Origin of the sequence: Syntrophus sp. (in: bacteria) (genome assembly GCF_040768185.1) — a bacterium.
Lineage (GTDB): Bacteria > Desulfobacterota > Syntrophia > Syntrophales > Syntrophaceae > Syntrophus > Syntrophus buswellii.
Window position 1 is genome coordinate 327,809 of the sequence record NZ_JAXGNC010000001.1, and the last position, 26,479, is coordinate 354,287.

The window sequence follows — 26,479 nt, forward strand, 5'->3', positions numbered from 1 at the left end:
GTCTTATAAGATATATTATGTAAACCAAGCGATCCTGTCTTCAATTCAGCTCCATATTCCCAATGACCCCCATCGACTTTTCCACAATGATCAGAACGCCCAGAACGCCTTGAATCTTCCTGCCCGCCTCCAGGGCCTTTTTTATTTCACGCTGATTTTGAACGGTGTTGCCGATGGCCGTAGCTGCGGCATCCGCAAGAGCGGCTGACTTTGCCTTGACACACACCGCATCCGCAATGCCCAGGCTCAGGGAATGCCCCACCGTTGCCGAAGAAGTGCAAATGCCAAGCGGGGTGTCCTCCGGACGGATTTTCAGGGCGACGCGGTAACTCAAGGGGGATTTGCCGGCGAAGACGGCGATGTTCAATGCCCGGGTTGCCTTGAGATAAAGGTCCCCGCCGTTTTCAATGATGACATTCAAGGAATGCTTTAATAAATTCTTTCCCACAAACTCGGCCATGGCGCCGGCCACGGCGGCCATGGGGCCGACACCTGCGAGACGGCTTGCTTGAAGCATCGCTTTAACAATGGGGGGGGCAAGAGGATCGTCGGGGAGTGGATTCAGGGAGGTCAGGAATCGGGGGTGGGTTAAAATATAATTTTTAAGGGAAACCCGGTGCAGATGAACGGAAGAGTTGGCCGGTCCCGTTAAATCGTGATCCGCCTGGATGAAGAGGTCTGTCTGCTCTTCGCAGACATGAAAGCTCTTCAGGAAATTGTCCTGGACAAGATTGCGGTAGGTTCTTTGAACATACTCCATCACATGAACGTCATGACCCCTTCCCCGAGAATTCGATCCGCCTCCCTCTTCAATTCAGGAGAAATGGTAAATTTCGCCTGATCGCCGAGATAGACCAGGGTTTCACAGGATGAATTCAGGATGTGGAGGTAGGCATCATACTTCCCCTTATAGGTTTCGCCTAATCGATGGAGTGCGTCGATCAGGTTTTCCGAACCTTTTTTCCGGGCGTCAATCGAGAAATGGACGCTTGAGAAGGGATTGTATTCCGTTTCCGACAACAGAGAGGCCTCTTCAGCCAGGACCTTAACGTTTTCCTCCGCCACATCCAGGACCCCCTTCACAAAAACCGGCGCCTCTCCATGGAGGATATCGCGGACCTTTTTGTAAATCTCGGGAAAGAAGATCACGTCCGTGGCCCCCTTGAGATCCTCGAGGCTGACGTAGGCCATGATTTCCTTTTTCTTGGTGAAAACCTCGCGGATGCCGGCAACGATTCCCGCAATGGCCACCGATTCCTTGTCTGCCTTCTCAAGAATGGAAAGGGAATCCCCACTGGTCACCATGCTGATTTTCGATGCAAAACCTTCAAGGGGATGGCCGGTAATATAAAATCCAAGAAATTCCTTTTCATAGGCCAGCAGCTCTTTGGGATCCCATTCCGCAATATCTGAACGGGCCGATTTTCGGGAAGTATCCTGTTCAACCCCTCCCTGATCTTCAAGGTCATCAAAGAAACTGGTCTGCCTGCTTGCCTTATCCCGAAGACGCTTCTGCGACCGTTCGATGATCGTTTCGAAGTCCGATAGGAGCTGCCGGCGCGTTTGTCCCGTCGAGTCAAAGGCGCCGCATTTGATCAGACTTTCAAGGACCCTTTTGTTGATCTTCCTGAGGTCGGCCCGGTTGCAGAAATCCTCAAGGGAGAAGAAAGGCCCCCCCTCCTGCCGGGCCGATATCATGGCTTCGATGGCCCCTACCCCGACATTTTTTATGGCGGCCAGACCGAATCGAATCGTGTCTCCGGCTACGCTGAAATCGCGGAGGGATTCATTGATGTCCGGGGGAAGAATCGGTATCCCCATTTCCTTGCAGACATGGATGTATTTGATGATCTTGTCCCTGTTGTCTTTTTCACTGGTCAGCAGGGCGGCCATAAACTCCACTGGATAATGCGCTTTGAGATAGGCCGTCTGGTAGGTAATCATCGCGTATGCGGTACTGTGCGACTTGTTGAAACCGTACTCAGCGAAGGTTTCCATCTGCTCCCAGATTTTTGCGGCCTTCTGTTCCGGAATGCCGTTCTTTTTTGCGCCTTCGAGAAACTTCGGCCTTTCTTTTTCCATTTTCGCGGTGTCTTTTTTACTCATCACCTTCCGAAGCGTATCCGCTTCAGACATGGAATATTGACCGATGACGCTGGCAATCTGCATGACCTGCTCCTGATAGAGGATCACGCCATAGGTTTCCTTCAAAATCTTAGCAAGCTGCTGAACTTCGTATACGATCGGGGTCTTCCCCTGTTTTCGATCGATGAATTCCGGAACCATTTTCATTGGTCCGGGGCGATAGAGGGCGATAAGGGCGATGAGGTCTTCGATACAGTCCGGCTTCATGCGCACGAGGATGTCCTTCATCCCTTCGCTTTCAAGCTGAAAGACTCCGTCCGTTTCGCCCTTGCTGAGAAGCTTGTAGGTCCCCTCATCGTTCAAGGGGAGACTTTTCAGATCCAGAGGGACATCTCGGCCGTTGTTGATGAATTCAAGGGCGTTCTTGATGACGGTCAGTGTTTTCAGCCCGAGAAAATCAAACTTGGTCAAGCCCGCCGTGGAAAGGTCGTTCATGGAAAACTGGGTCGTAACATCATCCTTTGGGCTCTTGTACAGTGGCACTCTCTCTACGAGAGGCACGTCCGAGATCACGACTCCAGCGGCATGCACGGAGGCATGTCGATTCAATCCCTCAAGCGATCTGGAAAGGGTGAGCAACCGGCGGATCTTTTCGTCCCGTTTCGAGACTTCCTGGAGTCGCGGCTCCATGTTCATGGCATCCGCGAGCGAGATGTTCAGGATGTTGGGAACCAGCTTCGCGATGGCGTCAACTTCGCCGTAGGGTATGTTCAGTGCTCTTCCGACATCACGGATCACAGCCCTGGCCTGCATCTTACCGAAGGTGATGATCTGGGAAACCTTATCCTCACCGTATTTTTCGGTCACATAGCGGATAATCTCGTTTCGGCCTTCGGGGCAGAAATCGATGTCGATATCGGGCATACTGATTCGATCCGGATTGAGAAATCGTTCAAAAAAGAGGTCATACCGGATCGGATCGATGTCCGTGATGGTCAGGGCAAAGGCAACCAAGCTGCCGGCGGCGGAACCGCGCCCCGGTCCGACAGGGATGTTCTTTTTCTTGGCGTAGGCCACAAAATCGGAAACGATCAGGAAGTAGCCGGCAAATCCCATGGATTTGATGATTTTCAGCTCCTCGGCAAGCCGTTTTTCGTAAATCTCCTGAACGTCCTTTCCCTGCTCTTTGATGATGAGGGGCATACGCTCCGCAAGCCCCTGGATGGCAACGCTCTCCAGGCGATCTTCCAGGGTTTCATCGCTGCGGATCTCGAATTTGGGCAGGTAAAACTGACCAAATTGGAAAGACAGATTGCATTCATTTGCGATATCTATCGTATTATCAATCGCCTCAGGGCAATAGTTAAACAATTGCTTCATCTCACCGGGAGACCGGAAATAGAAGGCATCGGTGGAAAATCGCATCCGGTCTTTATCATCAAGCGTTTTGCCTGTCTGGATGCACAACAGGACTTCATGGGATTCGGCATCCTCGCGATTCAGGTAATGGCAGTCGTTTGTTGCGACCAAGGGGATCGAAAGCTGTCTGGAAATCTCCAGAAGACCCTCGTTTGCCTTTTTCTGTTCAGGCAAGCCGTTCTCCATAATCTCGAGATAGAAGTTTCCATCTCCGAAGATATTCCTATAGATCTCGGCTGATTGCATGGCGTTGTTCATCTGATTTTTTAAGATCAGATCAGCAATCTCTCCGTGGAGACAGGCGCTTAACCCGATGAGACCCTCGTGATATTTCTGTAAAATGTCTTTATCAATCCGCGGCCGATAGTAAAATCCTTCCAGGTATCCCAACGAGGACAGCTTCATGAGATTGGCATAACCCTGTTCGTCCTTGGCCAGAACCAGGAGATGCCTGGAGATGTCGCTGATTCCGCCGCCCGTTTTGTCGAAACGCGTGCTCGGGGCCACATACAGTTCACAGCCGATGATGGGCTTGATTCCCTCTTTCATGGCCGTCTGGTAGAAATCGATGGTTCCGAACATGTTGCCGTGGTCTGTCATGGCAACAGCCGGCATGCCGAATTCCTTTGCCTTGGCAATCAGGTCACGTATCCGGATGGTGCCATCCAGAAGACTGTACTGGGTATGGACATGAAGGTGTACAAACTGATCAATGGACATGATGGATATACGCTATTTGAAATACCTTTAATCGAGCCAGTAATTGGGGGCTTCCTTGGTGATGATCACGTCATGAACGTGGCTTTCACGAAGGCCTGCAGAGGTTATTTTCGTAAAACGAGCCTTTTCGCGGAGCTCCTGAATCGTACGACATCCCAAATAACCCATGCCGGCGAGAAGTCCGCCTTTCAGCTGGTGAATGCTCGCCGACAGGGAGCCGCGAAAGGGTACCCTTCCCTCTATGCCTTCGGGAACGAGTTTCAGGTGACTTTCCATGTCGTCCTGATAATAACGGTCACGGCTTCCCATTTTCATGGCTTCCAGCGAACCCATGCCGCGGTAGACTTTGTAGCTTCGGCCCTGGAACAGGATGGTTTCTCCCGGGCTTTCTTCGGTTCCCGCAAAAAGGCCACCGATCATGACCGTGTGGGCGCCTGCGGCAAGGGCCTTGACGATATCGCCTGAATACTTGATTCCGCCGTCGGCAATGACGGGGATGTCATAACGGGCACAGATTTTATAAGCCTCGGCTATGGCTGTGATCTGCGGGACTCCGACACCGGCGATGACCCGGGTCGTACAGATGGAGCCCGGACCCACGCCTACTTTTACGGCATCGACTCCGGCATCGATCAGCGCCTGGGCTCCTTCGGCTGTGGCCACATTTCCCGCCACCAGCTCGCAATTCGGAAAATTCTTCTTCGTATCCCTTACGGCATCAATAACCCCTTTTGAATGGCCGTGAGACGTATCGATGACGATGACATCGGCGCCGGCATTGAGCAGCGCGTCCACCCGGGCTTCCCGATCGAGAATCCCCACCGCGGCCCCGGCACGCAACCGGCCCAGGGAATCCTTGCAGGCGTTGGGATATTTTCTGATCTTCTCAATGTCCTTGATAGTGATCAAGCCCTTGAGATTATAGGATTCATCCACAACCAGCAGCTTTTCGATGCGATGCCTGTGTAGCAGTTTTTTGGATTCTTCAAGGGTGATGTTGGCGGATACGGTGATCAGATTATCCTTTGTCATGACCTGAGAAACCGGCTGATCCAGGTTTTCTTCAAAACGAAGATCCCTGTTGGTAAGGATGCCTACGAGCTTCTTATTCTTGACCACCGGGACGCCGGATATTTTGTACCGGTGCATTAAATCAAGGGCTTCGCGGACCTTCTGTTCGGGTTCCATCGTGATGGGGTCCACGATCATTCCGCTTTCTGATTTTTTAACCTTGTCGACTTCGAGGACCTGCCTTTCAATGCTCATATTGCGATGAATGATTCCAACACCCCCCTCCCGGGCGAGGCAAATGGCCGTGGCGGATTCGGTGACGGTATCCATTGCGGCTGCCACAATGGGAATATTCAGGGATATTCGATTTGTAAGCCATGTTGAAACATTCGCATCCCGGGGGAGTATATGCGATTCCGCCGGCTGAAGAAGAACGTCATCAAACGTTAACGATTCCTTGATGTACTCATCCAACATGTCAAACCTCCACATTGAAAAAGGCGGGTTATAGCCTGTTTAAATCTATTTAAAATCAGTAGCCCTGGACGCGGGCATCACTTCTTTTCTAGGTATCTAACTGAAAATGTCATGGCGGAAGATGCAGGAATTGCCAATGCTGACTAACCTTTAGGTGAAATTTCATAAATGGTGTCGTTGAGTTTTATATAATACATATTTTTGTCCGAATCATATTGGATGTGTTCGGCAAACTGATAATAACTATTTCTCGTAAATCGGGCTTCAAAGCGTTTATCTTTTACAGCGCAGTACAGGACATTGTCATCTCCCATCCGCAGTGTCGCAGGATCCAATGTTTCCACACTGTCATCCGTCAGCAGAATATTGAAATGCCCTTCCCTGCCCTGCTCATCCTGCGAAGGCTCGATGGACTTGACCGCAAAGGGGACATCTTCAACCGTGATGGCAAAGATCTGTTCATTGTGCCGAATGACATATCTTCCCGTTGAGTCCCTCTCCAGTTCCTCAAAGAACGTGGAAAGAATATCCTTGCGGAACATTTCATTCCCTTCGTAATACCAGACACCTTCTTTATCTATCCGGATGTCGATGGAGGGAATCTCGTATTTTTCATTTTCAGTCATGCACCTCTCCTTGCCTTAAAAAAGCTTTTTGCTGTCAACCAGCAGTGTAACCGGCCCGTCATTAATAAGCTCGACCTTCATCATTGCCTGAAAAATTCCGGACTTGACGACAGGAATCTTCTCCTTGGCTGAACTGATAAAATAATTATAAAGCATATTTGAACGATCTGGTTCCTCAGCACATGTAAAAGCAGGCCTCCTGCCCTTGCGGCAATCTCCCAGGAGCGTAAACTGTGAAACGATGAGCATTTCTCCGGAAACATCCATAAGAGAACGGTTCATCTTGCCTGCATCATCTTCAAAGATCCTCAAATGAATGACTTTGTCCACAAGGTAGTTCGCGTCGGGATAGCCGTCGCCTTTCTCAACACCAAGAAATAACAGCAGACCCTTTGAAATTTCAGAAACAAGTCGATGGTTTACTCTCACGCTGGCCTTCTCGACTCGCTGAACGACAACCCGCATAAAGCACCCTTAATTTCTGATGGGGTCGCATGTTAGCAATTATAAAAACAGCCATCAAGTATTTTCTCCAACTTCAATTCCTGCTAAAATCAGTTGACAACAAAAAAAAATGCCTATATATGACTGCATCTCAAAGCGACTTCGGTCTTGAACGGATGCCGCAATATTAAGTTACAATTCGTATTATGGGCCCTTAGCTCAGCTGGTAGAGCAACTGACTCTTAATCAGTAGGTTGTCGGTTCGATCCCGACAGGTCTCACCAAAACAAGAAAAAGGCAGAACCGTTTGATCCTGCCTTCATCATTAAATAGGAGTTTATCTGTTAAACTTTTTCTTGAGTGTCAAAAGCCCTATCAGACCAGGTCCCAAGAGAAGCAACGTGGCCGGGATGGGAACAGTCGGCCCATATCCGTCAAGTTCATAGATTCTTGGTCCCTGAGCGTCACCATATACCCACGAACCTGTGCCGTATTGAGTAAATTCAGCTCTAAAGTATTGGGCTGTCGTCAGCGGCACATCTGCAAAAAGTTCAAGATAATTTAATCCTGAGTAATTCGTTCCCCCGCCGTACACGGGTTGCCAATTTGAGTCCAGCACGGGATTGACCGTATAGTCATACAGTAATGCCCATGGTCCCGACAATTCGGTGCTGGAGAATAATTTGAACCTGCTGATTCCTCGATGATTGATGTTTCGGTATTCACCCATGTTCAGGCCATAGTCATGAATAGCGACCAAGTTGAAGCTCTGCAGGGTAACAGGGGCTGACGTCTGCCAATTCACCCAATGAACATAACCTTGAGGCTGGTAGTCTTTGAAGATAGTGTTATTTTTGGTATCAGAATTCGTGCCATAGGCACCCCCGAACATGTTCCGTGGGTCTGACCACCATCCTCCTGCCAAGGCGCCGCTGCTTGCGCTCACGGAAGTTCCCTGGCTGACATCCCATAAATCATCAAAGATGGCCAAACGAGCATTCGCCGTCAGTGAAGAGAAAATAAGGAGCACCGAAAACGTAATTGTAAGCAATAGCTTTTTCATCTGCTTGCCCTCCTTTGGTGGTGTATTTAGAAAATTCGACTTTTGGTACCTCTTTATTAAGGATACTTCCCAGCTTAGCTGCCGTAAATGAGATCCTTTCAAGATGTTTTGCCCGCCTTTTGATCAATAGTGCCCATGGATTGATTGGTGAGGCTTCACCCCCTTCTTACAAGCAGAAGAATATTTAACGTTATTGTTAAGATGAACGATTCGGCGATTACATGACCCATATCGGGAACACCGATTAAAGCATTGAAAAAATAGGGTTAAAATCGATGCTGATCCCGAAATAGTCATCCTTATTGATGACATCCGGTCAAACTATTTACGGATCTTTGAGTAACAGGCCGATCTGTTGTCAATCAGATATTACCTGGAACTAACATACACCAGGATGTCTTGTCTTACAATCCGGTCTATTCATGACGGGTAATCATCCAAATCCTGATGGTGGAATAATAATGACCCTATCCGGACCAGCCTGAGGATTAATGTGTTCTTCGAGCTGGCGGGATAGGCGGCTGTTCTTTCAGTATGCCGAGAGAGGCACTGCGTATGAGAGCCGTCATGAGGCCCATGATGGTTCATCGGATAGGTCAGAAGACCTGTATCAGGTTGGACGATGGCATGTATTGGCCCTCAAATAAATTATTTCTTGACATTCAAATAAATTAAAGGCAGAAAATTGCAGACATATTAGATAGTTTCAAGCGTTTGATGAATATCATCCTTTTATCTTATTTTGAAAAGGCATCCCTTGGAGAGATGATTAAAATGTTGCTTCTAATTAAGGGGGCAAGATTTTTTTGTTTTCAGGAAGAGCTTTTTGTTTGAACCAGAAATGTGGTCTTTGTTTCGACAAATCTTTAGTCACTATCGATCATCTTAAGGAGGTGCTCCATGAAAACAGAAAAAGATCCGTTGTCATGCAGTGGTATGAGTAGGCGTTCCGTGCTCAAAGGGGCCATTGCCATGGGTGCGGCCATGGGAAGCGGCCTGGCTCTCAACATGGCCACACCGGGAACAGCGGAGGCCATGGCTCGAAAACTTCCACAAAAATGGGACGAGACATGGGACGTCGTGATTATCGGCTCCGGATTTGCCGGGCTGGCCGCAGCGGCGGAGGCGGCGAAGGCAGGGGCCAAGGTGGTTATTCTCGAGAAAATGCCTACATATGGCGGCAATTCCACTATAAATGGCGGCGGATATGCAGCCTGGAACGATAAGCTGAATCTCCGGGAAAAACTTAATCTTGGGAATGACAGTCCGAAGCAGCATCTGGAAGACACCCTAAAAGGGGGCGATTACTACAACATTCCCGAGCTGGTTGAGGTTCTTGTCAACGGTGCCCCGGATGCCCTGAACTGGATGATGGATGAGGGCGGCCTTGAGATTCGCCAGGCGGTGAACAGAGCTGGCGGGCATAGCGCCTATCGGGCACATTTTTCAAAAACCAGTTGGGGGCGCGACTACACGGAAGCCCTCAGAAAAATCGCCGAGAAATACGGCGCTAAAATTGTTCTCAATTCTGAAGTGACCTGGATGTGGCGGAAGGATGCGGACCCGAAAAGCCCGGTGCTTGGATTGGAAATCAAGCGGGGCAGAAGGGTTTTAAATATCAAGGCCAGCAAAGCCGTCGTGGTTGCATCGGGAGGCTTCAGCAGAGACGTAAAGATGCGGATGGCCCATTATCCGAAGCTGGTGGCAGAGTTTAACTGCACCAACCACAAAGGCGCCACCGGGGAGATGATTCGCTACGCCCAGGCCATCGGAGCCGATACGGTTCAGATGAATTTCATCCAACTGTACCCGTTTGCGGAGCCAGCATCGGGAACTCTGGACAATCCGGCCGTTTATGCTTTCAGCGCTCCGGGTCGCGGATGCATTTATGTCAACAAACTTGGTAAGCGCTTTGTAAGCGAATTGGAGCGCAGGGATGTCTGTGCCTTTGCCCAGATCAATATGGGTGACAAGATGAAGCCTACCTACACCATTTTCAATGCCGCCATGGTTCCTCTTATCGGGGAAACGCAGGAAAGCCTGAATGCCGGGCTGAAAAAAGGCCGGTTTACAGAGGCGGATACAATAGCCAGCCTTGCAGAAAAGATCGGCATTCCGGTCGATGCCCTTGTGAAGACAGTCACCGACCACAATCGCTATCTTCAGGAGGGAAAGGATCCTGAATTCAACAAGCCGATATCAAAGGCCATGCTACCCCTGGACAAGGGCCCCTTTTATGCCCTCCCGCAGTGGCCTGCGGTCCATCACACCATGGGCGGTCTAAGAATTAACACGAATGCCCAGGTCATCGATGTGTTCGGAGCTGTTGTTCCGAAATTGTATGCTGCGGGTGAGGTTACAGGAGGAATACATGGGTCGAACAGACTTGGCACAAACGCGACAACCGATTGCGTAGTCTTCGGGCGCATCGCAGGCGTCAATGCCGGCAAGGAAAAACCGACGGTGTAAAGCTCAAAGAGGTGGGGGGGAATGGGGCATCACCCCCCCACCCTTGAAAAATGACGGATTTCATCAGAAGAAGACATTTCATTCAGAAATAATTTCCAACTTCCCTTCCCTTCCGAATTTTTAGAATCTCTGGAGTGCCTCCAATACAGATCGAAAATAGATAAAACATCGTTGAGAAGGCCAGTCCGTTTCTTCCGCCGATGATATCAGATATTATCTGGTATATATTCAGTACCCAGGCCGTATTGCTTATTACGAAAGAGGCATTATTATTAATAAGACGATCAACAATCCGATTCAAACAAAAGCTTTGTGAATCTAGAGATCGAGCTGCTGGAAAAATCGAATGACAACTATAGAGGAATAAGATGAAGTCCAAAGAAAGAAAAATGAAGCGGATGGAAGAACGACAAAAAGAGATGCTTCGTGAACTGGAAAACCGGAAAAGGATATGGAATGCTGCAATGGCTGGAGACGAAAAGGCCTGCAGGTTCTTAGCCAAGCAGTATTTGGGAAACGAGGATGAGAAGGGGGAAGAAGTCATGCGCTCTGCGTGATATGGTTCACTGGTAACAGATAACTGTTTCTGTCTTTTGCCTGGCTTTTCAGCATATGAGCCTCTACCGAGCAATCTGTTTTGTAAACAGCGGTAGTCCTCAGTATCCAAAGATTTTGCGGTATTGCTTATGCTGGTCACATCCGAGTCAGGAAGCCTCCGCCGTGCAAAAAATCTCTGTTTGGTAATGAACGGGATATTCTGTTTTGGATGGACATTTGAGAAAAGAAATGTTTAATAATTGGAAAAATAAAGGGTACAAGCTTGATCCAAAAAAGAAGGAGAATAAAAAGTGTTGCTGAAGTTAACGGAAGAACAGATAAATTACGTGAAAATTACCTTTAACACGGATCGATTTGTCGTAAAAATAGGCGAAGTTGAACCCGTCGTGAGGGAATATTATTCGGTACCGGACATGCTCAGGGAATTTGAAGAAAATGGGATCGAATCTGCTGATTTTGACGGTCTATCCCATGAGGTCTATAACAGGTTTCTTGAGAAATCCTATAAATTGAGTGAAGTATTATCCTGATTTCAGAAAAGGGGCAGGTTTGGGCTTTTAATCTATTTAAGGAAGAGACATCCGCTTTCCCGTCAAAAAAAGAGAATGCACGAAAGTGAAATCGATGGTCTTCATCCGCCGCAGGATGGCAGCTGAAGGCATTCGGGATCATCTCATGAGCATTCTCTCTATCCTCGTCTGTTGAAAAACGTTCCGTTGGACATTGTCGTACACATGCGGCCTGACGGCATATAGTTCGTTGAGCCGGAGATCGTTTTCTGCAAAAACATCAACGTTGATCCGATTTGTGACAGGGAACTCCCCAGCAGGGTCACATTTCTTGAGATACGGTTCTTGACGGCCTCGATCAGTCGGCAGCGTTTGTCCAGGCATTCCAGTAGTTGATTCCTGAGATGGTCATCCGCATGTTCGGCGATGGAATAAAGTGTCTGTTCATCGTCACAGCCGGGATAAACCGTTTTATTGAACGATTTAAGAATTTTCTCCTTCTCGTTTCTGCAGATCTGGACGTTGAGAAGACATGCTTCCATTCTCGAATGGTTGGTGCGTAAATCTACAAGAGAGGGGTGTCGTAAGATCTCTCGTTCCCGTTCGATCAGTTGAACTAATTCCCTGTAAAAATTCGTTTCAGCCTGAAGATTCTTTATGAAAGAGTGGACAGGGGCATTGAATGCAGTGGCTGAAGGTTCGGCAAAGGGAGGCGTTATTCTCGCGTTGTTCATATCCTGAAAAGTATTCCGGGATCTTCTGATGAGTAAAGTTGATTAAGTTCGGTGCATGGACTCCAGCTTTGTGTGTTCACAAAAAGCCCGACGCACAAAAAGAGCGGTGCCTATCTCTTGAGAACGTAAATAATCACGCAACGGCAATCTTGAAATGACCCTAAATTCGGGGATCAGGCAAAAATATCCAGGAAGTATTCGCCTAACATTTTATTAGCCACTTCTTCACCGCTTACGTTGTAGGTCCCATCTTCAATCTGTGATTTTATTGCCGCGACCTTATCCTCCCGAATGCTCTGAACGTCAGTCATTGCGCTGCTTATTTGCTGTATTTCTCTCGCCTTATTGGAAATATCCACTTTTTCTTGCGGAATGGCCGAGGATTTTTCTTCAGGCAACTCCCTGCCTTTCCCAAGTGTCTCATTCAACAGATACTGTTGAATATCTTTCGGTGATATTCCATTCGAATTGTTGATGTTCATCGTGCGTCTCCATCATTGGCTTTGTTTATTATTATTCATCGGTATAATCTACAAAGTCTTTAATGATTGTTCTCCCCAAATCTGAATTTACAAAAAAAATCCGGCTCAGGAAACATAAAAAGCTGCTCTATTTATTCTTGATATCCTGTTTTTTCAGTTGATGATACAGGATCGTCTGCAGGCCCATTCCGCTTCCCTTGTGGGATAATTCTTCGGCGATCTTCTGATCGAACATCATGTTGTAGGTATCTTTGCCGAAGGAGTGCGTGACAGGACTTCCCGCAGGTATTGTTTTTCTCATCGTCTGCAGCAAATTATAGACAAAAAGGGATTCGAAGTCAGCACATACTTTTTTAAGCTGATGGTCCTCTTTATTCTTCATCTGGTTTTCGGCATTCGTTGGAGAGGTGAATTTTCTATGCAGCGTGCTGATGTTCATCCCGTTGTCATTCATCTGTGTAACCCCCGATCCATCGAAAAAAATTCGATGTGCAATGTCAGATGATTTTCAGCTCGGCCTGCAATGCCCCCGCCGCCTTGATCGTCTGCATGATGGTGATAAGGTCTCGGGGCGATACCCCGATCGCGTTGAGCGCCCTGACGACATCCTGAATCGTTACCCCCTTGGATACGACCATGACCTTGTTTTTCTCCTCCGCCACGCCGACATTGGTATCCTTGGTTACAACCGTGTGCCCCCCCGGGGCCAGGATCGTTCCGCTTTTACGATCCTTGACGGGAGAGTCTCCTTTCGTCGGAGGAGGCGAGAAAGGAAGGGGCTGAGAAACCAGCACATCCTCCTTGATCTGAATACTTAAATTGCCATGCGCCACGGCCACGGTTGCGATCCGGACATTCTCACCCATGACGATCGTTCCGGTTTTTTCGTTCATGACCACCACAGCCCTCGAATCTACTGGAACTTCAAGATTCTCCATTAATGAAATAAGCTGCATCATATTCATAGGGTCTGTTTCTCTCATCCTGACGTTTACAGAGAAGGCGTCTACCTGGCTCGCCTGGACATATTTTCCCAATTCCTTATTAACGACGTGGGTCAAATGACTGGAGGTTGAAAAATCGGGGTGCAAGAGATTAAGCGTCAATGAACGGAGCTGGCCTAAATCGTAGTTGAGCTCCCTTTCAACGAGGGCACCGTTGACGATCCTGCCTGCGCTGGCATGATTTTTCCCGGCATTGCTGTTTGCTCCGCCGAAGGCGTATCCGCCTAGAATTACCGGACCTTGCGCAACGGCATAGATGGCTCCATCCGCCCCTTTCAGTGGGGTCATCAGCAGAGTCCCGCCATGAAGGCTTGTTGCGTCCCCGATGGATGAAACAATGGCATCGATCTTTGAGCCGGTTTTTGCGAAGGCGGGCAGTGTTGCCGTAACCATCACAGCGGCCACATTGTCGGATTTCAGAGTCTTGCCCTTCATGAATATGCCCTGCCTGTGGAGCATGTTGGATAGAGACTCGCTGGTGAATCCGTTTTTGATATCGTCACCCGTTCCGGCCAGCCCGACAACAAGGCCATACCCGATGAGCTGGTTGTCTCTCACCCCGCTGATGGAGGCAATATCCTTCAATCGGGCGGAAAATCCCGGCCGGGTAAACATGCCGGTCAGGGCGATCACCATAAGGATTATGAGTGTCATTGCCTTTATACTTTTCATAACGTTCCTCAAGCAGGAAACATTCCTTAAAGACCCATTTTGAAGGAGAGCTTAAAATGGCCATACCCAATCGACAACTCTCGTCATCCAACCGGGCTTCATCTTGTCGTTGATGACTCCATGGCCGGTATAGACCATTCTGGCATCGGCGATATACTGTGAATAGATGCTGTTGTCCGATCTGATATCTTCGGGCCGGACGATCCCGGTGAGAATGATATACTGATCCTCGTTGTTTACGGATAGCTGACGCTTCCCTTCAATAACGAGATTGCCGTTGTCCAGCACTTTCGTAACACGCGCGCTTAAAGTGGCCACAAGCTGACCACCGCGGGAGGTATTCCCCTCCCCCTTCAGATTGGAAACCGCGCTTCCCCCGATTTCTATTTTTGACCCCATGCCGGCGTTGCGGCTCAAAATCGAATGATCCAGACCCAGAAAGGCGTCGATTCCGGCCGAGGCACTTGAATCTCTGCTGGTGTTTGTCGTGGCTTTATTGGTTCCGAGAGAGGATTCACTAATGAGAATCGTCACGATATCATTGACAAACCTGGCTTTTTTGTCGGAAAAGAGCATGTTGGCCGAACTTTCACCAGGCCAGATGGAGCCCCTTGCCGGCTCTTCTCTTGGGGGAGTCGGTGTCTGAAGAGGCGGCCCTGGCGGAAAATAATCCGGTTTGCTCATACAGCCCGGGAACAGCAAAACAATCACCCAAAATGTGCATAATATTGAAAGTCGACGATACATACCCGTTTCTCCCGTTCGTTACGCTCGATCATTTACAATATTTTTCTGAAATTCTTCTGCCTTTGTTTGATGATCCGTCATATGTCAACCTTCACGATGGAATCGCCGATGACCCTGCCATGAATGACCTTGTTCGAGGAAATGTTTCTGACTTTTACCGTGGTCCCGAAGATCCCCTCTTCCTCGGCAACGCCAAGCGTCGAGATATTCAGCGTATCATGAATGCAGACGATTTTGACGATCTTCCCTTTCTTAAACATGACGGGATCGCCGATCATACTCGACGTCAATGGCGTCTGGGCATTAACGGAGCGAAGCATTCTCCTTCCTATGACGGTCTGCGGATCGTCAATGAGGTCTTTAGGCAACCGGCTGAACCATTTTTCCGAAAGGGCAATGTCCTGTGCAGAGACAGTTTCCCCTTTTCTGAGAAGTTTTGCGCTAAGGGCGACTTCCATGAAGACCTCGATCCGAACTGGAACGAAGATCTGTTTGTAATCATGATCTTTATGCCGTACGTTTACGCGATAAAGCTTATGGCCGATATATTCGTCGTTTTTGTTTTCCTTGACCTCCAATTTGAAATTCCTGGAAGGAAGGACCATTTCCTTTAGATCGGATGGAAAAAACATCCTGACCGCCCCCTTTGGCCATGGCATATGTTTTTCGATATGGCATCTTACGGCAGCTTTAACGAGTGACTTCTCAAGAATTGTCGGATCAGAGGCATAAAGGGAGGCAGCGGCTAACAGGAGAAAAAAGCCGCAAAAAAGAAGCATCTGAAAGAGAGGGGTCCAAAGTATCTTTCTCTTCATTGCGTTATCTCTTGAGGTTGTTCGTTACTTCAAGCATGTTGTCCGCCGTCGTAATCGCTTTTGAGTTGATTTCGTAGGCCCTCTGCCCGACGATCATCTTGACCATCTCATCGACCACATTCACATTGGACATTTCAAGAAAACTCTGGGAAGTGGTTCCCATGCCATTCTCTCCCGGATTGCCTGTCACCGCTTCGCCGGAGGCTTCCGTCTGGGCGAAAAGGTTCCGCCCCATGCCCGTCAAGCCTGCAGGATTAATGAATTTTGCCAGTTCAAGCCTACCGGTGGCCAGGGCTTTTCCGTTTGCATCAGAGGCGGTCCAGGTTCCACCGCTGTCCAGGGTGAAGGTTACGGTGTCCGCCGGGACGCTGACCTCAGGAATCAATTTCAGCCCTTCGGTGGTGCAGACGACCCCGTCCTTGTTGATCTTGAAATTGCCGGCCCGTGTGTAAACCGTTTCCCCGTTGTTATCCAATTGGAAAAAACCGTCCCCTTCAATGGCCCAGTCGAAGGGATTGCCGGTGGATTGATAATCGCCCTGAGAAAACATTTTTTGCGTTGCAACGGGTTTGACGCCCATTCCCACTTCTATGCCAACGGTCATTTGATTTCCCGATGATGTTTCCGATCCTGCCTTTGATGAGAGCTGATACATGAGATCCTGGAAATCCGCTCTGGATTTCTTGAATCCGACGGTGTTGACATTGGCAAGATTGTTCGCCACTACATCCTGTTCGAGCTGCTGAGCCTGCATTCCAGTCGCTGCGGTCCAAAGCGATCTGATCATCGCGAATTCCTCCTTACGTTAAGTTTAGACGAGTTTCCCAATTCGGCCTGTTGAAAGTTTATCCTGATCGCTCATGGTGTGGATAAGCTTTTGGTAGGTTTCGAAGGTTCTCTGAAGGTCAATCATTTGAATCATTTCCTTGATCGCACTGACATTTGAACTTTCAAGCGATTCATTCACAACATGCGGGGCGAAATCCTTTTTGAGCACTCCGTTTCCATTGTCCTTAAAAGCGCCGCCTCCCACATGAACCAGGGCTTCCGGATTCTCGAAACTGACGATGCTCAGCATGTCCGCCTGGTTTCCATCCATCATGATGTTTCCCGATTCATCAACCCGGATGTCTTTGCCCTCGAGAATGATTTTTCCTGTTCTGCCCAGAACATAATCACCGGACTTTGTAACCAGTTCACTCCGTGAATTGATGGTGAAATCTCCCTTTCTTGTGTACACGATGCCCTGATCGGTTTGCAGGGTAAAAAAGCCGTCTCCTTGAAGGGCAAAATCCAGGGGATTATCCGTTTTCTGGAGGGTGCCCTGTGAATAATCCGTAAAGACGGATTCCGTATAGGGGGGCACCTGATCTCGAAGGTCTGGAGCTGGCGTATTCATGATATAGCTCAAATATTCGGCCTTGAACCCCGGGGTGGCGACATTGGCCACATTGTTGGAAGAGTGATCCAGTTTTGCCAGGGTTCGGACACATGCTTTTCCTACATCAGAAACATCATAAGAGGTCATAAGCCCCGCTCCGTAACTGTTTTCGATGGAGAATTGCAATATGTGAACCAGATAGAATTAACAGGGCGAATCCATGGGCGGTAACTCGCTAAGTAGCTTATAATAAATGGTTATTACGATGTGAATTCTGCACGATTTTGCGGTTCTGGAAGCGGATGGATCACCTGGATAGCAGATTTGGATCTGGAGGGGAAAGAGGTGAAAGATTTTCTCCCTTTTTTGGGGGATAGCCTGGAAATATTTTCCCCTTAGGATAACCCTTGGGAATGATCACGATAATCGGAGTTTACCGCATAGATGAACGAAAGAATTTCTGCTACGGCTCGATACAATTCTTCCGGGATTTGTTCATCAATGTCCAGCTTGCTGAGGATCTGAACAAGCTCGGGGTCATTTTTGATGGGAACGCCGTTTTTCATAGCCAATTCTATGATGTTATCGGCGATTATCCCCTGCCCCCTGGCCGTTACTCGTGGCGCCGCATCACGGGAACCGTCATATCTTATCGCTGCGGCAACCCTTCTTTTTTTTGTTTCTTCCATTGGATCAGGCAAAACAGTTAATGATTTTTTTTGAATAGATGACCCGATTGTTGATAAAATCGAGTTTCTCTTCAGCAAGATGGCTGCATCGGCAGACCGTAAAGTTAGCCTGACTGTATCCCGCAGAGGTCATCCGGTCGTTCAGAATCTCCAAAGACTTTTGTAGAAAACGATCCGAATCGACATGGCTGCATTTAAAGGTGCCCCATACCTTTTTCTGCCTGCAGTTGACATCCACCATCAGGTCGCCTAATGCGTCCATGGTCACGAACACGACAAAGCGAAACCGATCAGGAAGGTTCTTTGATTTTTGACCCTTCAGGTCTACGAACAGATCGGCCATGGTCAAATGCTCCGAAGATTTTACGGGAATCTGGAAGTAATAGCCCTGTTCCTCCTCCTGGCCAATGACATTGATCACCTGGTGGTTGTAAATTGCCTCCAGCGCATCGTCGGCATAGGTGACCAGATTTTCAAGGGCCTTCAGGAGGCCGGGATTCAACTCGGAACCCGTTGCGCCGGACAGAAGCGGGCGCATTCTTACAGAAAGGCGAGACAAAAGGTCTTTTAAGGTTTTTGCCGAAGAATTCCGGAGGTCATCCTCCTTTTCCGTGTAACCGGATGAGAATCTTCTCAGGGATTTCTCAACCAGGAAGCCCAGGTTGATGATAAACTGCTTGATAAAAAGGGGGTCGTTCAGGCTTTTCTCTGAATACACAAGAGAAGAAAGCATTCGTTGAAGAGAGTCCGCTTCTGCTTTTTCAAGGAAGGGGAGGAGGGAATGCAAATCGCCGTCGCATAACGCAAGGCCATTTCTTATCACGTTGAACAGGGAATCGGGGCTGGATCGGAACATTGCCAGGTTGCTTTTGGCAGGGTGGAAGGCCTCTTCGGAGGATTGAACCAGGCTCAGCAGAATCTGTGGCTGGAGTTCTTCCACTTTAAGAAGCATGCTGTCTCCCCGGTTAAAGGAATGGTTGGATTGGGCAGACAACATCCCCCTGCCGGTCTCGATGAGGATTTCGTGACTGCTTAATTTTCGTACGACCTGGGCCCGGAAGACGTCCCCCTTCGACAGGGAGAGTGTCTCATCTGCTGCTTGCCTCGAATGAGTCAAGACCGGAGAGTCGGGACTGCCTGGGGGCAGCTTGTGAATTGGATACATGGACCTTATCGGCTTCTGGCACGGGAAAGACTGAGGATCAGCTCGATTTCACCTTCCGGAAGTCCCAGTTGCTGAGATATCTGCCCTTCATTCAAACCTTGTCCTGCCAGATCAAGAATTTTACGATAGGGCTCCTCAGAAGAACAATCTCCGTTCTCTTTATGGTCTGTTTTTTTTGCATTCCCTGTGATGGATAGATGGTCGAAACGCATGGCCTGTTTCAGAAGATCATCCAGCTTTTTTTCCCTTTCCTCCAACGATGAAGCGAGTTCTTTCATTTCACGCTTCCCCCGCTCCAGTTCCTGAAGAAACTGATCGGAAAACCGTTTTGACTCAGCAAGCATTTGCTTTAATTCACTGATGGAGTCTTCAGAGAGCCCCGTGGAACCCGGCTTGAAGTATTTACGGAACCTGAACAACAACACAAGGATCCCCGCGCATATCATGATGTCCGTTGCGATCTGGAATCCGAACAAATACTGGATATTCATGTTAAATCCCGGCGTTAAATCTTGATATTAACGAACTTCCCCTTCCCTGCCGATTTCCCGTCTTCTTCGTTTTCCGTATCCTCATCCTGTTTTTGGGTCCTGGGGCTCTTCCGCTGGGGCATATTGTGTTTCGTTGACTCTTCTCTATCCCGGATCAGGGCCCTTTCTGTTTTTGAAGAGTCCTGGACCTTCTCTCTGGCCAGCTTCTGCTCTTCCTTAAGCTGCGTCTCGATGTAGTTTTGCTGGATGCTGGATTGCTGTTTTTGGACATGATGGATCTTTTCAATGGCCTCCACTTGCGATACGATTTGCTGGATATCAATGGGTCTTACCATGGAAAGGCTCCCGTGGTCCAAGAGGCGCTCAAAGCCAGAAACGGCCCTGGAGATTCATTGGAATCAGGAAAAGGCAGTCCCCTGTTCAGTAAGCTATTTTTTTGTCACAGGGAATTCAATCGTTATCCTGTTCCTGTCCTCCATGCCTTCAAAAAGGCAGTTTATTCCATATTCATCGAAGATGGTTTTAATGTATGCAAAATTTCCATCCGAACGTCGGGGCATTGAGCTCGGAGCGGAATCGGCATCGTCCGCAGGATTGTCGATCCCTGCACCGGTATCCTCAATCGACACTGAAATCAAGGGATTGGTATGGACCATTTCAATGGACAATTCCTTTCTGTCTCCCCTTTTCATCCTGCCCATGGCATCCCGGAACAGGGCGGAAAAACAATAGGAATAGTCCGACAAAACCCCATATACGAATGGCAGATCGCCTGCAGGCTTAACGGTTTTTTTTACTTCATGTTTGAAATCCAGATAAAAATCCAGAAAGCGAATCTCGTTTCTTATAAGATCTTCCAGGTTAATCTGATCAAGTCTTCTGTCCGCAACGGCATAGAACTTTGATGCCAGATCCTGGAACATATAAAAAAAACGGTCGGATTCCTTACAGATGGAAGCGATGTCGCTTAACAGTCTCGTCTGCTCGGCCCCAAGCGGATCCATCCATTCCGGATCGTGCGGATTTGTTTTCTTGAGATAGTCATTGAGCCTTCTTTCCAGCAGCCTCGATCGCCCCATGATTCCATTGAGAGGGTTTGCAAAATTATGCAGAATGCCCGGCATCAGGTCATTGATGAAGGTAGACTCAAATTCTCTTTGCAGCGCTTGGCGGGCAACTTCCAGCTTCGTTTTTTCGTTGCTCAAAATCGATTCCCCCACGGTCATAGTTCTTGTTCAGTTTGACAAAAAATCCAGCTTGCTGCTTGCGTCTTACAAAATAACAAATTTAGTAAAATAAATCCCGGATAAGAACCTGTTGCCGAATCGCTGATTCATTTCCTGGACTATGTGATCCTTCAATCTGTTTTTGTCTCTCATCGCCGCCGGATCTTTTGTTTGCTTCTCAAGAACTATTTTATAAACAAATTTTCTCAAATCGACAACCTGCTGCCGAGATAAAAACCTGTCGTCAGAGCCCGCATCGAGCACCAGAGAGCAGACCAACAGTCTGTCCTTTCCGCTGTGGTCTTTGAAGCTGATGATCATGTCCTGCAGCGCCGCGGATCGCTCGCGATCCTGTTGAGTCGAAAGGGCCTGCCTTCCGATGGCATGGCCATCCGGCTTTTTTGTAGGCCATGCGAAAATAAACAACGCCGCCGTCAGGGATGCAGAAACTAGGATCAGGCAAAGGCCGATCAGGATCTTCTTCGATGTTGGCCACTTCCCTCCGGGGCTCCCCTCCGGCGGATCCCCGGAGGGGGATTCGCCGGTGGAATCCAGATCGTTTGCCCTCTCAAAGAGGCTTACATCAAGAACGTCGATTTGAACTTTCTGTTTCATGTGACTGCATCAGGATAAACGTTCATGGCATCCCCTGTCCCTGTTCCATGGCGTTGTACAGAGGATCCGGGACTGACCGGGCCATGCCTTCACCCGCTTATTTTTTTGACCGCCGCCTTAAGCCGGATTATGGCCTGAGAATGAAGCTGGCAGACCCTCGATTCCGTTAATTCAAGGACGCTGCCGATCTCCTTCATCGTCAGCTCTTCGTAATAATACAAAGTCAAGACGACGCGTTCTTTATTCGGAAGCTTTTCGATGGCTTCCTTAAGTTGGATTTTAAATTCCCGATCTGTGATTAAATCAAGAACGCTGCCTTGATCGACTGCTCTCATGACATCGGAACGGGAATACTTCTCCAGATAATCCCCCGGCAAATCCTCGCTGCTGATCAGGGAAAGACAACGTGATTCATCCAGATATTTAAAGTATTCCTCTAGAGATAGCCCCATATGATCCGATATTTCCTGATCTTCCGGATGGCGTCCCAACTTCTTCTGCAATTCTGAGATTGCCCTTGCTATTTCATGATCCCTGCTACGCACATTCCTGGGGACCCAGTCTCTTGCCCGCAATTCGTCCAGAACGGCGCCTCGAATTCTAATGCCGGCATAGGTCTCAAATCGGACATTTCTCTCGTCATCAAAATGTTCTATGGCGGACATGAGTCCCATGATCCCCACATTGAACAGATCTTCCTTGTCCCCGGCATCAATGGGCAGCCTCGATACGATTCTCCCCACCACCGCTTTGGCGAAGGGAAGATATTTCAGTATCAAGGCGTCACGTTCTTTTTGCTCTACGTTCATTTCCTAAACTTTTATCTCCGAAAAAACTGATGTTTCCGTTTTCGTCGTATTCAGGATTTTCGCTACAGATCTTTTCAGCCACCTTTTTTATGCAGAGGCTCGCCGCGGAGCGGGGATAAAGTTCCACAAAGGCCCTCTGCATCCTTACAGCCTCCTGGAGTCGTTTATCGTAAAGAATGTATCCCAGATATTCGATGGTGACATTCAGGAAATGCTCCGTTGCATGGCTCAACCGCAGATAGACACTCCGGGCTTCCGCGGCACTGCTGACCATGTTGATCACTATTCGGAACCGCTTTTTCGCATACCTCTGCTGGAGAACTTTTATCAAGGCATAGGCATCCGTCAGAGAGGTAGGTTCAGGAGTGGCGACAACGATGATCTCCCGCGCCGCCATGTTGAAGTACATGACGTTGTTTGCAATCCCGGCCGCTGTGTCAATCAGCATGAAATCGTGTTTTTCTTCAATGGAATCCAGGTCTTCCAGCAGTGTTAACTTCTGGCCACGCGACAGATCCGTCATTTCCTGTATGCCGGAAGAGGCCGGCAATATCTTAACGCCGCAGGGGCCGGAGACGAGGACTTCAGACAAGGAACGCTCTCCAGACAGGACGTGGTAGAGGTTATATTTGGGGGTAAGCCCCAGGACAACGTCAATATTGGCCAATCCGGCATCTGCATCAAGAACAAGGGTTTTTTTGTTCATTCCAGCCAGGGTGCATGCAAGATTCGCCGTGATGTTCGTTTTGCCCACCCCGCCTTTGCCGCTTGTGATGGCAATGGTCCTGACGCGCTCGGAAATTATTCTCCTGAAGAACATTTTCGTAGATGCGATTTCCGAAGGCGTTGCGGCTTCTGCCGCACTCTTCTCTCGCATCAACTCTCTAAGAGATTCAGCCTGATCCACTAGATACCTCTCACAACCTTTGACGTTTCAATTTTTTCAGAATAGTTACCCTTCGGGGTTCTGTTCAATCTTTATTTCCCGTCCGCGAGTTAGAAATCGTTAATGCAAATCGCTGCCCACGATCAATCGTGCAATTTTCCGGGGATCTGCTTCTTCAATATCCTCAGGGACATTCTGCCCATTTGTGATGTAGGAAACCGGCCTGGCGATTCGATCAAGAATGTCCCAAAGAAATCCGATGCGCATGCACTCATCTGCCCTGGTCAAAATAATCCGGCTGTAATCAAACATTCTGTAACGCGATGCGACGTCCAGCATGCAATCCTTGCTGGATGTCAGGCTTATGAGAAGGTTTGGCTCGAAGGGGGTTTCCGAGCCCAGTGTTTCACGGAGCTTTTTCAAATTGACCATGTCGTTCCTGCTGGTTCCCGGCGTATCGACAAAGATCACGTCTTTGTCGGCAAGCCGGCTGAGAGAATTTTTGAACTCCCTGCTTCCTGATGCGATCTCGAGAGGAATACCGATGATTCTGGCGTAAGTTTTCAACTGATCGACCGCCGCGATCCGATAGGTATCGGTCGTGATCAACCCGACAGACTTCTTTTCGCTGAGGGCGTGATAAGCGGACAGCTTGGCCAGGGTCGTCGTTTTTCCAACACCAGTAGGTCCAATGAGAACCTTGACTCGCTGGCCGTTGTCGGAATTATCTGCAGCCGGAAGCGAATTTTGAATAAAGTTTTCGACGGCCGCCAAGCAGGCCTCTTCATTGACCATGGTTCCACTTGAGGATTCCTCTTTGATCCGCTCAACGGCTCTCCAGGCTTTATCTTTGGAAATACCCTTTGAAATCAAAGTGTAATAAACTGCGTCCGTTCCATTTTGGCCTGTCTTGCTCCTCTTTAATCCGAGCACATCAAAAAATGTGTTTATGGAGTCTTTGACCTCTTCAATTTCAGCTCGTAAGTCTCGAGTATTTTTCAACTCCCGGATAAGCCCTTTTAGCTCCTCAACGTTCTTTTCAAGGTCAAGGGAAGGGCGGAAAGACGGACTTCCTGAAACCATATGTATGTCTTTTGGGGCTTCAGCGGAACGAGAATCGGCAGCCGCCTCGGTAACGTCCAGTTCTCTTGCCGCCAGAACTTCCATCATGGGTCCGCAGGCCGATTTTATCTTTTTTGTCGACAGGATAATGGCATCTGGGCCGAGGTCCTTTTTGATCCTGGCAATGGCTTCCTGAACGCTGGGGACCTCATAACGTTTAATCTGCATCTTACAGCTCCACCATGCCTAAGGATTTGATGGATGTTTCGCGCATCACTTCGTTATGCGCGATAACAACGATATTCGGGAAGAATTTGTCCATGATGTTCCTGAGATGGATTCTTATCGAAGGCGAGCAGAGAATAATCGGCTGAAGCCCTTTTGTCGTGAAGGGGCTGATCAGCTTCTGCACGTTGTTCACAAGCTTCCGGATCATGACCGGATCTGGATTGATGTAAGATTCATGTTCCGTGTGCTGAACGGCCTGGCTGATCGTATCTTCAATATCCGGAGAAAGCATCAAGACCGTCAGCCCGCCATTCTGATCCAGATACTGCCTGGTGATGGTCCTGGCTAAAGCCTGGCGGACATAGCCGGTCAGGAGGTCCACATTCTTGGTCATCGGCACATAATCTGCCAATGTTTCAACAATGGTATAAAGATCCCGAATGGAAACCCGCTCCTTGAGCAGCCGTTGAATCACTTTCTGGAGGATTCCGTAGGGGACGGTTTTCGGTACGAGATCATCGATGACCTTGGGGTATGACTTGCTCAGATTTTCAACAAGGGCCTGCACTTCTTTCCTTCCCATCAATTCGTCGGCGTGCGTCTTGATGATTTCCATTAGGTGTGTGGTGATTACCGTCGGAGAATCGACGACGACGTAGCCCCTTGAGGTGACGCTTTCCTTTTCCCGGTCGGATATCCACACCGCAGGAAGGCCGAACGCCGGCTCTTTCGTTTCAATTCCCTTGATCTTGACGTTTTGATCATCCGTCTTGATGGCCATGAAATGGCCCAGCATCAGTTCACCACGTGCAATTTCGACGCCCTTGAGAATGAAGGAATAATGGTTGGCGTTCAATTGCAGATTGTCTCTTATGTGGATCGATGGCACGATGAACCCCAACTCAAGGGCCAGCTGTTTTCGCATCGTCTTGATTCTTCCCAGCAGTTCTCCTCCCTGGTTCGTGTCTACCAGGGGAATCAGGCCGTAGCCCACTTCAAGCGCCAGGAGATCCAGGGGAGTCAGCAGGTCTTCCGGCTCCTCCTCCGCGGGAACGGCGGGCAGCAGGTCATCATCGCTTTCCTGGGATGTCTCCGCAGACCGGTAAAACGTATAGGCCAGGTAACCAATCAGCGCCGATACCAGCAAAAAGGAAATCTTAGGCATGCCGGGAATGAGCGCGAACACCAGGATGATGCTTGCCGCCGTTGCGATGGCTTTCGGCTGCACCTTCAGTTGATGACGCAATTCCTCACCGAGGTCTGAAGAGGCCGCTGATCTCGTCACCAGCATACCGGCCGCGGTGGAAACGATGAGCGCCGGGATCTGAGTCACCAGGCCGTCTCCCACCGTCAGCAGGGTATAATTTCTGGCGGCGTCCATGGCAGGCATCCCCTTTTGCATCACACCGACGATGAGTCCGCCGATGACATTGATGAGCGTTATGACAATTCCCGCTACGGCATCTCCCCGGACGAATTTGCTGGCGCCATCCATGGCTCCGTAAAAGTTGGTTTCTTTTTCGAGGTCGCTTCTCCTGCTCCGGGCTTCGGCGTCTGAAATCAATCCGGCATTGAGGTCGGCGTCAATGCTCATCTGTTTGCCCGGCATGGCGTCAAGGGTGAATCGGGCGGCAACTTCGGCGATCCTTGTGGATCCTTTCGTGATGACGATGAAATTGATCAGCACAAGTACCGCGAATACGATGAAGCCGACCACGTAATTTCCCCCAACCACGAAGGTTCCAAAGGCGTGGATCACCTGTCCGGCCGCTGTCGTTCCTTCATTGCCGTGCAGAAGAATCATGCGGGTCGAGGCGACATTGAGGGAAAGTCTCAACAGGGTGACAATGAGAAGAACGGAAGGAAAAATCGAGAAATCCAACGGTTTCAGGACATACATCGCCATGAGAAGGATGATGATCGAAATGGTGATGCTCAAAGACAGCAGAATATCCAGAAGAAACGTCGGCAATGGGATCATCATGACCATGAGAATCCCGATGACGCCCAGGGCCATCATTGCGCTGCTGCTCCCAGCCATTTCCGAGAGGATTCCTTTGCCGCCGGATAGAGTCATGAATTTCAATCCTGA

At 49.0% G+C, this 26,479-nt stretch carries 27 protein-coding genes and 1 tRNA gene; 4 read left to right on the forward strand and 24 right to left on the reverse strand.

Annotated features, from left to right (window positions below; translation table 11 throughout):
- Positions 1-40: 40 nt before the first annotated feature.
- From AB3175_RS01570 to dtd, 5 genes are all read right to left on the reverse strand, one after another.
- Positions 41-760, reverse strand: coding sequence for a UPF0280 family protein (locus AB3175_RS01570; RefSeq protein WP_367359178.1), 720 nt, complete (start codon positions 758-760; stop codon positions 41-43).
- Positions 760-4,224 carry a DNA polymerase III subunit alpha gene (locus tag AB3175_RS01575; protein ID WP_367359179.1) on the reverse strand — a complete coding sequence of 1,155 codons (3,465 nt, stop codon included), beginning with the start codon at positions 4,222-4,224 and terminating at the stop codon, positions 760-762. Before AB3175_RS01575 ends, AB3175_RS01570 begins: the two co-directional genes overlap by 1 nt.
- 27 nt (positions 4,225-4,251) lie before the next feature.
- A complete protein-coding gene (gene guaB, locus AB3175_RS01580) occupies positions 4,252-5,712 on the reverse strand; it encodes an IMP dehydrogenase (protein WP_367359180.1) in 1,461 nt (486 codons plus the stop codon).
- Positions 5,713-5,855: 143 nt separating this feature from the next.
- Positions 5,856-6,338 (reverse strand): DUF1285 domain-containing protein, encoded by a 483-nt coding sequence (locus AB3175_RS01585; protein ID WP_367359181.1) that lies wholly within the window; start codon positions 6,336-6,338, stop codon positions 5,856-5,858.
- A 15-nt stretch (positions 6,339-6,353) separates the two neighbouring features.
- Complete coding sequence (gene dtd / locus AB3175_RS01590) at positions 6,354-6,803, reverse strand: D-aminoacyl-tRNA deacylase (protein ID WP_367359182.1); 450 nt, start codon at positions 6,801-6,803, stop codon at positions 6,354-6,356.
- A gap of 187 nt (positions 6,804-6,990) precedes the next feature.
- On the opposite strand from dtd, the gene AB3175_RS01595 reads away from it, so the two are divergent.
- Positions 6,991-7,066 (forward strand) — tRNA-Lys (locus AB3175_RS01595).
- Between the two features lie 53 nt (positions 7,067-7,119).
- On the opposite strand, the gene AB3175_RS01600 is transcribed toward AB3175_RS01595, so the two are convergent.
- Positions 7,120-7,845 (reverse strand): hypothetical protein, encoded by a 726-nt coding sequence (locus tag AB3175_RS01600; RefSeq protein ID WP_367359183.1) that lies wholly within the window; start codon positions 7,843-7,845, stop codon positions 7,120-7,122.
- A 900-nt stretch (positions 7,846-8,745) separates the two neighbouring features.
- On the opposite strand from AB3175_RS01600, the gene AB3175_RS01605 reads away from it, so the two are divergent.
- The 3 genes from AB3175_RS01605 to AB3175_RS01615 all read left to right on the forward strand — a co-directional run bounded on the left by AB3175_RS01605 (position 8,746) and on the right by AB3175_RS01615 (position 11,402).
- Positions 8,746-10,314, forward strand: a complete 1,569-nt coding sequence (locus tag AB3175_RS01605; protein WP_367359184.1) for a flavocytochrome c — start codon at positions 8,746-8,748, stop codon at positions 10,312-10,314.
- A 368-nt stretch (positions 10,315-10,682) separates the two neighbouring features.
- Complete coding sequence (locus AB3175_RS01610; protein ID WP_367359185.1) at positions 10,683-10,871, forward strand: hypothetical protein; 189 nt, start codon at positions 10,683-10,685, stop codon at positions 10,869-10,871.
- Positions 10,872-11,162: 291 nt separating this feature from the next.
- Positions 11,163-11,402: a cytoplasmic protein gene (locus tag AB3175_RS01615; RefSeq protein ID WP_367359186.1), complete on the forward strand. Its 240-nt coding sequence runs from the start codon at positions 11,163-11,165 to the stop codon at positions 11,400-11,402.
- A 158-nt stretch (positions 11,403-11,560) separates the two neighbouring features.
- Here the strand turns inward: AB3175_RS01615 and AB3175_RS01620 are convergent, their stop codons facing one another.
- From AB3175_RS01620 to flhA, 18 genes are all read right to left on the reverse strand, one after another.
- On the reverse strand, positions 11,561-12,115 hold the full coding sequence (locus AB3175_RS01620) for a flagellar protein FlgN (protein WP_367359187.1): 555 nt from the start codon (positions 12,113-12,115) through the stop codon (positions 11,561-11,563).
- A 173-nt stretch (positions 12,116-12,288) separates the two neighbouring features.
- Positions 12,289-12,597 carry a flagellar biosynthesis anti-sigma factor FlgM gene (gene flgM / locus AB3175_RS01625; RefSeq protein ID WP_367359188.1) on the reverse strand — a complete coding sequence of 103 codons (309 nt, stop codon included), beginning with the start codon at positions 12,595-12,597 and terminating at the stop codon, positions 12,289-12,291.
- Positions 12,598-12,724: 127 nt separating this feature from the next.
- A complete protein-coding gene (locus tag AB3175_RS01630; protein ID WP_367359189.1) occupies positions 12,725-13,051 on the reverse strand; it encodes a rod-binding protein in 327 nt (108 codons plus the stop codon).
- A gap of 43 nt (positions 13,052-13,094) precedes the next feature.
- Entirely contained in the window at positions 13,095-14,255 is a 1,161-nt protein-coding gene (locus AB3175_RS01635; RefSeq protein ID WP_367359190.1) for a flagellar basal body P-ring protein FlgI, read from the reverse strand.
- 69 nt (positions 14,256-14,324) lie between these two features.
- A complete protein-coding gene (locus AB3175_RS01640; RefSeq protein WP_367359191.1) occupies positions 14,325-14,849 on the reverse strand; it encodes a flagellar basal body L-ring protein FlgH in 525 nt (174 codons plus the stop codon).
- 248 nt (positions 14,850-15,097) lie between these two features.
- Entirely contained in the window at positions 15,098-15,835 is a 738-nt protein-coding gene (gene flgA, locus AB3175_RS01645; RefSeq protein WP_367359192.1) for a flagellar basal body P-ring formation chaperone FlgA, read from the reverse strand.
- 4 nt (positions 15,836-15,839) lie between these two features.
- Positions 15,840-16,622, reverse strand: a complete 783-nt coding sequence (flgG, locus tag AB3175_RS01650) for a flagellar basal-body rod protein FlgG (RefSeq protein ID WP_367359193.1) — start codon at positions 16,620-16,622, stop codon at positions 15,840-15,842.
- 24 nt (positions 16,623-16,646) lie between these two features.
- A complete protein-coding gene (locus tag AB3175_RS01655) occupies positions 16,647-17,363 on the reverse strand; it encodes a flagellar hook-basal body protein (RefSeq protein WP_367359194.1) in 717 nt (238 codons plus the stop codon).
- 248 nt (positions 17,364-17,611) lie between these two features.
- Positions 17,612-17,983: an EscU/YscU/HrcU family type III secretion system export apparatus switch protein gene (locus AB3175_RS01660; RefSeq protein WP_367359195.1), complete on the reverse strand. Its 372-nt coding sequence runs from the start codon at positions 17,981-17,983 to the stop codon at positions 17,612-17,614.
- Positions 17,910-18,857, reverse strand: a complete 948-nt coding sequence (locus AB3175_RS01665) for a hypothetical protein (protein WP_367359196.1) — start codon at positions 18,855-18,857, stop codon at positions 17,910-17,912. The genes AB3175_RS01660 and AB3175_RS01665 overlap by 74 nt, the downstream gene beginning before the upstream one ends.
- A gap of 218 nt (positions 18,858-19,075) precedes the next feature.
- Positions 19,076-19,348 carry a DUF2802 domain-containing protein gene (locus AB3175_RS01670; protein WP_367359197.1) on the reverse strand — a complete coding sequence of 91 codons (273 nt, stop codon included), beginning with the start codon at positions 19,346-19,348 and terminating at the stop codon, positions 19,076-19,078.
- A gap of 227 nt (positions 19,349-19,575) precedes the next feature.
- Positions 19,576-19,896, reverse strand: a complete 321-nt coding sequence (locus AB3175_RS01675; RefSeq protein WP_367359198.1) for a hypothetical protein — start codon at positions 19,894-19,896, stop codon at positions 19,576-19,578.
- Positions 19,897-19,989: 93 nt separating this feature from the next.
- Positions 19,990-20,781: a hypothetical protein gene (locus tag AB3175_RS01680; protein ID WP_367359199.1), complete on the reverse strand. Its 792-nt coding sequence runs from the start codon at positions 20,779-20,781 to the stop codon at positions 19,990-19,992.
- 51 nt (positions 20,782-20,832) lie between these two features.
- Positions 20,833-21,402 carry a flagellar basal body-associated protein FliL gene (gene fliL, locus AB3175_RS01685; protein ID WP_367359200.1) on the reverse strand — a complete coding sequence of 190 codons (570 nt, stop codon included), beginning with the start codon at positions 21,400-21,402 and terminating at the stop codon, positions 20,833-20,835.
- Between the two features lie 89 nt (positions 21,403-21,491).
- Entirely contained in the window at positions 21,492-22,211 is a 720-nt protein-coding gene (locus AB3175_RS01690; RefSeq protein WP_367359201.1) for a sigma-70 family RNA polymerase sigma factor, read from the reverse strand.
- On the reverse strand, positions 22,186-23,118 hold the full coding sequence (locus AB3175_RS01695; RefSeq protein ID WP_367359202.1) for a MinD/ParA family protein: 933 nt from the start codon (positions 23,116-23,118) through the stop codon (positions 22,186-22,188). The genes AB3175_RS01690 and AB3175_RS01695 overlap by 26 nt, the downstream gene beginning before the upstream one ends.
- A gap of 99 nt (positions 23,119-23,217) precedes the next feature.
- Entirely contained in the window at positions 23,218-24,387 is a 1,170-nt protein-coding gene (flhF, locus tag AB3175_RS01700; protein ID WP_367359203.1) for a flagellar biosynthesis protein FlhF, read from the reverse strand.
- 1 nt (position 24,388) lies between these two features.
- On the reverse strand, positions 24,389-26,464 hold the full coding sequence (gene flhA / locus AB3175_RS01705; RefSeq protein ID WP_367359204.1) for a flagellar biosynthesis protein FlhA: 2,076 nt from the start codon (positions 26,462-26,464) through the stop codon (positions 24,389-24,391).
- Positions 26,465-26,479: the final 15 nt, after the last annotated feature.

What these genes read in the sequence shown, in the direction of transcription:
- AB3175_RS01570 (WP_367359178.1), bottom strand. Translation starts at nt 760, where the DNA reads ATGGAGTATGTTCAAAGAACCTACCGCAATCTTGTCCAGGACAATTTC.
- AB3175_RS01575 (WP_367359179.1), bottom strand. Translation starts at nt 4,224, where the DNA reads ATGTCCATTGATCAGTTTGTACACCTTCATGTCCATACCCAGTACAGT.
- guaB (WP_367359180.1), bottom strand. Translation starts at nt 5,712, where the DNA reads ATGTTGGATGAGTACATCAAGGAATCGTTAACGTTTGATGACGTTCTT.
- AB3175_RS01585 (WP_367359181.1), bottom strand. Translation starts at nt 6,338, where the DNA reads ATGACTGAAAATGAAAAATACGAGATTCCCTCCATCGACATCCGGATA.
- dtd (WP_367359182.1), bottom strand. Translation starts at nt 6,803, where the DNA reads ATGCGGGTTGTCGTTCAGCGAGTCGAGAAGGCCAGCGTGAGAGTAAAC.
- AB3175_RS01600 (WP_367359183.1), bottom strand. Translation starts at nt 7,845, where the DNA reads ATGAAAAAGCTATTGCTTACAATTACGTTTTCGGTGCTCCTTATTTTC.
- AB3175_RS01605 (WP_367359184.1), top strand. Translation starts at nt 8,746, where the DNA reads ATGAAAACAGAAAAAGATCCGTTGTCATGCAGTGGTATGAGTAGGCGT.
- AB3175_RS01610 (WP_367359185.1), top strand. Translation starts at nt 10,683, where the DNA reads ATGAAGTCCAAAGAAAGAAAAATGAAGCGGATGGAAGAACGACAAAAA.
- AB3175_RS01620 (WP_367359187.1), bottom strand. Translation starts at nt 12,115, where the DNA reads ATGAACAACGCGAGAATAACGCCTCCCTTTGCCGAACCTTCAGCCACT.
- flgM (WP_367359188.1), bottom strand. Translation starts at nt 12,597, where the DNA reads ATGAACATCAACAATTCGAATGGAATATCACCGAAAGATATTCAACAG.
- AB3175_RS01630 (WP_367359189.1), bottom strand. Translation starts at nt 13,051, where the DNA reads ATGAATGACAACGGGATGAACATCAGCACGCTGCATAGAAAATTCACC.
- AB3175_RS01635 (WP_367359190.1), bottom strand. Translation starts at nt 14,255, where the DNA reads ATGACACTCATAATCCTTATGGTGATCGCCCTGACCGGCATGTTTACC.
- AB3175_RS01640 (WP_367359191.1), bottom strand. Translation starts at nt 14,849, where the DNA reads ATGCTCTTTTCCGACAAAAAAGCCAGGTTTGTCAATGATATCGTGACG.
- flgA (WP_367359192.1), bottom strand. Translation starts at nt 15,835, where the DNA reads ATGAAGAGAAAGATACTTTGGACCCCTCTCTTTCAGATGCTTCTTTTT.
- flgG (WP_367359193.1), bottom strand. Translation starts at nt 16,622, where the DNA reads ATGATCAGATCGCTTTGGACCGCAGCGACTGGAATGCAGGCTCAGCAG.
- AB3175_RS01655 (WP_367359194.1), bottom strand. Translation starts at nt 17,363, where the DNA reads ATGACCTCTTATGATGTTTCTGATGTAGGAAAAGCATGTGTCCGAACC.
- AB3175_RS01665 (WP_367359196.1), bottom strand. Translation starts at nt 18,857, where the DNA reads ATGCTTCTTAAAGTGGAAGAACTCCAGCCACAGATTCTGCTGAGCCTG.
- AB3175_RS01670 (WP_367359197.1), bottom strand. Translation starts at nt 19,348, where the DNA reads ATGAAAGAACTCGCTTCATCGTTGGAGGAAAGGGAAAAAAAGCTGGAT.
- AB3175_RS01675 (WP_367359198.1), bottom strand. Translation starts at nt 19,896, where the DNA reads ATGGTAAGACCCATTGATATCCAGCAAATCGTATCGCAAGTGGAGGCC.
- fliL (WP_367359200.1), bottom strand. Translation starts at nt 21,402, where the DNA reads ATGAAACAGAAAGTTCAAATCGACGTTCTTGATGTAAGCCTCTTTGAG.
- AB3175_RS01690 (WP_367359201.1), bottom strand. Translation starts at nt 22,211, where the DNA reads ATGAACGTAGAGCAAAAAGAACGTGACGCCTTGATACTGAAATATCTT.
- flhF (WP_367359203.1), bottom strand. Translation starts at nt 24,387, where the DNA reads ATGCAGATTAAACGTTATGAGGTCCCCAGCGTTCAGGAAGCCATTGCC.
- flhA (WP_367359204.1), bottom strand. Translation starts at nt 26,464, where the DNA reads ATGACTCTATCCGGCGGCAAAGGAATCCTCTCGGAAATGGCTGGGAGC.